This is a genomic window from Geomonas sp. (assembly GCF_056994735.1).
Window position 1 is genome coordinate 1 of record NZ_JBXKJL010000387.1, and the last position, 3,667, is coordinate 3,667.

The window sequence follows — 3,667 nt, forward strand, 5'->3', positions numbered from 1 at the left end:
CGGCCATCATGTTGACGAAGCCGTCTTTGGGCCCGAAGATGATGGAGGGACGGAAGATGGTGTAGTCGAGCCCTGAGTTGCGCACGGCCTCCTCGGCGGCGAACTTGGTCTGGAAATACTTGGTAGGGCTCCCGGCCTTGGTCCCCAGCGATGACATCTGCAGGTGTCGCTTGATCCCGACCGTTTGAGCAGCCGAGATGATGTTGCGAGTGGCCTCGACGTGCAGCCGCTGAAAGGTGATGTTCCGGCCGGGAAACTCGCGGATGATGCCGATCAGGTTGATGGTGGCATCGCACCCCTTTACGCCGTCAATGAACGTAGGAATTTCGGTCGCGTCTCCTTCGACTTGCTCCACGCCGGGCTCGCTCCCGGCGCTCCTCTTGTGGACCAGGAGCCTGACGCTGTGGCCCTTTTGAACCAGGGCCTTTAGAACGTGTCCGCCAACGAACCCGGTACCGCCGGCAAGGAATATGCGCATACAGCCTCCTCAACTGCCAAAGCTGGAAACAGTGTACCAGCAGGATGATAATCCGCATCGAATGATTATGTTTACAAAGCCTTGTGCTCCTCGGCGTCTTATGTTAAAAATGCTTCCTAATCTAACCTATAGGAGATTATTCCATGGCCGATCAGAACGAGGTTGTGCAAGGCGACGTCTGTTACACGTTTGAAGCTGCGATAGAGATGGCCACCAAAATGGAAGATGAAGGCTTCAGGGCCTATCTGGCGGCGCTTCGGATTGTGAAGGACAAAGGGGCTCGCGAAATATTCAAGGACGCAGCACTCGACGAGCTCGAACATAAGCACCAGTTGGAGAAGGCGCTGATTGACGGCGAGATGAAGGGTGGACCCGACCTGCAGCAGAAGGTCCCGACGATGAACCTCGATTACGTGCTGGCCAAGCGTGAACTCCGCCCCGAGTCGGACGCCCGCGAGGCGCTGGCTTACGCGATTCACCTCGAGAAGGGGTCGATCGATTTCTACCAGAAGATGTCCCAGGGCTGCGCGGGCGCTCCCATGGCGGCTCTCTTCCAGCAGATGCTGGCGGACGAAAGCCGCCACCTCCAGTCGCTCGAAGATCTGTACGAGTGCCATTTCCTGGCTGAGAACTAGCAATAAAAAAGCCCTCCACCTGATTCAGGGGGAGGGCTTTTCTTATTTATAGTATCTCCTGGTTAGTCGTTGGAGATCTCAACCAGGCGTATGTCGAAGTTCAGCGCCTTCCCTGCCAGCGGGTGATTGGCGTCGATGGTGATGGTCTCGTCATTGACGTCAACCACGACCACCTGAAATACCTGCCCGTCTTCCTGGGTTACTTCGAGCTGCTGTCCAACCTCCGGTTTCATCTCCGGGGGAAGTTCGCCCTTGGGAACCACGGCCATCATCTCGTCGTTTCTTTCACCGTAAGCTTCCTCGGCCGGGATGTGGACGCTCTTGGATTCACCAACTGAAAGCCCTGCCACGGCCGTATCGAACCCAGGAATGACGTCTCCCGCCCCGATCGTGAATTCCAGCGGACCGTGGCCGCATCCGCAGTCATCGGTCGAGCACTCCGACGAGTCGAACACCGTACCGTCGTCAAGCTTTCCTGTATAATGAACCTTTACGCGGTCCCCTTGTTTTGCCTGTGCCATTGGCGCACCACCTTTAATGTTTTTTCCACCAAGTCCAAACAATGTAACAGATGGATGGGCATTTATCCATGTTAAAGTTCCCGGCTCTGCCTGCTAATCCAGCCAATACAGCTGCGGCTTTCTTGGGTTTCCGTATAGTTACCCCGGGCCCGGAGCCTTCCAGAAAATTCTGAATCTAATGGGGATGGCCGCGTCGGTACCGGTGTCGGCGACACAAATCGCCCTTCACTTCCCGCAAGGGAAATGGTATCTATCTGGAGGGGGAAAGTATGGAAACCAAAAACAGGTCTGTAATCTTCAGCGGCATCGTGGTCGATATCGAGCAGATGGACGTGATGATCGGGGAGCAGGGATGGTATACCTACCAGATCGTGCGCCATCCCGGCGGGGCGGCCGTTCTGCCGCTGCATGACGACGGCACGATCACGCTGATCCGCCAGCTTCGCCCGGCTGTCGGCGATTTCCTGCTGGAGCTTCCGGCGGGACGCCTGTCGCCCGGGGAAGACCCGAAGCTTTGTGCTGAACGCGAACTGATAGAGGAGACGGGACTCGTTGCTTCGTCGATGATGTCGCTCGGGGTGCTGCATTCCTCTCCGGGAGTTTTCGACGAGGTGATCCACCTCTATCTCGCCACTGACCTTACCCAAGGTGAGGCTGCGCCGGAAGACTACGAGGAAATCTCCTGCGTGCGGCTGCCGCTGGAAGAGGCGGTGAATCTCGCCGCCCTGGGTGGCATCACCGATGGCAAGACCCTCGCCGCTCTGTTGCGTGCTGAGAGGCTCCTGGAATGATACTGATCGGACGTGTGGAATCGGAGCAGGCGGGAATGCGGCTGGATGACGGCGCGAAGGCGCTCTTTCCTCAACTCTCGAAGGGGGAGATCAGAAGGATCATCGACTGGGGCGGATGCAACATCTCGCAGACCCTCGTTCGGGTCTCCTCCCGGACGCTGAAGGAGGGGGATGAAATCGCCCTGGGGGTGATGGAGGCCGAGCGCTGCATCGACGTCGTCTATACCAGAGAACAGCTTCTTTATGAAGACAAGGATTTCATTGCCGTCTACAAGGCCGTCGGGGTCAACAGCCAGCGCACGCCGTACCAACTGAAGGGGACGGTCGAGTATGCGGTGGAAGCTTACATGAGAAGCATCGGTTTGAAGGACCCCTCACGCGTTGTGCACCGGCTGGACCGCGGCACCAGCGGGGTCATGTTCTTTCCCAAGCATAAGCAGGCGGCGACCCTGATATCGAACCTCCTCAAAGAGGGGAAGGTGGAGAAGACCTATTGGGCGCTCGTTGCCGGTTCGCCCGACGAGCAGTTCTGGACGGTCGACGCCCCGATTGCCAAAATCAGCAAGTTCCGGTATGGTGTGGCGATTTCGGGCAAACCGGCCCGCACACGGTTCAGCGTTCTGGGCGAAGGTGACGGGATCACCGTTCTCGAAGCCAGGCCTCTTACCGGCCGCACGCATCAAATCCGCGTCCACCTTGCCCACTCCGGTTTCCCCATTATCGGGGACGAGAGCTACGGCGGCCGGCCCGCGTCCCGGATGATGCTCCACTGCCGGAGCATGAGGTTCAAAGGACCGAAAGGCAACTTAATAGAGGCCGTGGCTCCCGTCGATGCGGAATTTGCCCAGGCTTCACCGGTACAGACGACAGTGTAATGTATTCAGATATTCCCGGAGGTAAAAATGAAGAAACACCTGGTTACCCTGTTTTCCCTTGTTATTTTTGCGCTTACCTGCTGTTCACTGGCTGTATGGGCTAATGAACAGAGCGCGGCGAAGCCTGGCTGCGGCAACTGCGCTAAAGCCGATCAGAAGGAGCCCTGCGGAGGTTGCGCCAAGGGGGTAAAGGACCCGGCGGGTTGCGAGAAATGTGCAAAGCAGCAGGCCGAGTGCGACAAGTGTGCGAAGCGGCAGACGGCGGAAGGGAAGCCGTGTGGCGATAAGCCGTGCGAGAAGTGCCTGAAGGGCGGTGCTGCAGAGGTAAAGCCTGCCGGAGACCGGGCCTGCGATAAGTGCGCGAAAC

The 3,667-nt window shown here is 57.9% G+C and carries 6 protein-coding genes; 4 read left to right on the forward strand and 2 right to left on the reverse strand.

Annotated features, from left to right (window positions below; all coding sequences use genetic code 11):
- On the reverse strand, positions 1-478 hold a 478-nt coding region (locus AC11W3_RS16750; RefSeq protein WP_484093387.1), incomplete at its 3' end, for an SDR family oxidoreductase.
- 143 nt (positions 479-621) lie between these two features.
- Between AC11W3_RS16750 and AC11W3_RS16755 the strand changes: the two genes are divergently transcribed.
- A complete protein-coding gene (locus AC11W3_RS16755) occupies positions 622-1,113 on the forward strand; it encodes a ferritin family protein (RefSeq protein ID WP_484091092.1) in 492 nt (163 codons plus the stop codon).
- A 62-nt stretch (positions 1,114-1,175) separates the two neighbouring features.
- On the opposite strand, the gene AC11W3_RS16760 is transcribed toward AC11W3_RS16755, so the two are convergent.
- Positions 1,176-1,634, reverse strand: a complete 459-nt coding sequence (locus tag AC11W3_RS16760; RefSeq protein ID WP_484091093.1) for an FKBP-type peptidyl-prolyl cis-trans isomerase — start codon at positions 1,632-1,634, stop codon at positions 1,176-1,178.
- A gap of 269 nt (positions 1,635-1,903) precedes the next feature.
- Here AC11W3_RS16760 and AC11W3_RS16765 point away from each other — a divergent pair, with 269 nt between their 5' ends.
- The 3 genes from AC11W3_RS16765 to AC11W3_RS16775 form a co-directional block, all read left to right on the forward strand.
- Positions 1,904-2,425 (forward strand): NUDIX hydrolase, encoded by a 522-nt coding sequence (locus AC11W3_RS16765; RefSeq protein WP_484091094.1) that lies wholly within the window; start codon positions 1,904-1,906, stop codon positions 2,423-2,425.
- On the forward strand, positions 2,422-3,300 hold the full coding sequence (locus AC11W3_RS16770) for an RluA family pseudouridine synthase (RefSeq protein WP_484091095.1): 879 nt from the start codon (positions 2,422-2,424) through the stop codon (positions 3,298-3,300). The genes AC11W3_RS16765 and AC11W3_RS16770 overlap by 4 nt, the downstream gene beginning before the upstream one ends.
- A gap of 27 nt (positions 3,301-3,327) precedes the next feature.
- Positions 3,328-3,667, forward strand: a 340-nt coding sequence (locus AC11W3_RS16775; protein WP_484093388.1) for a hypothetical protein, incomplete at its 3' end; no start/stop codon positions are given.

Coding starts and splice junctions, on each gene's coding strand:
- AC11W3_RS16755 (WP_484091092.1), top strand. CDS start 622: ATGGCCGATCAGAACGAGGTTGTGCAAGGCGACGTCTGTTACACGTTT.
- AC11W3_RS16760 (WP_484091093.1), bottom strand. CDS start 1,634: ATGGCACAGGCAAAACAAGGGGACCGCGTAAAGGTTCATTATACAGGA.
- AC11W3_RS16765 (WP_484091094.1), top strand. CDS start 1,904: ATGGAAACCAAAAACAGGTCTGTAATCTTCAGCGGCATCGTGGTCGAT.
- AC11W3_RS16770 (WP_484091095.1), top strand. CDS start 2,422: ATGATACTGATCGGACGTGTGGAATCGGAGCAGGCGGGAATGCGGCTG.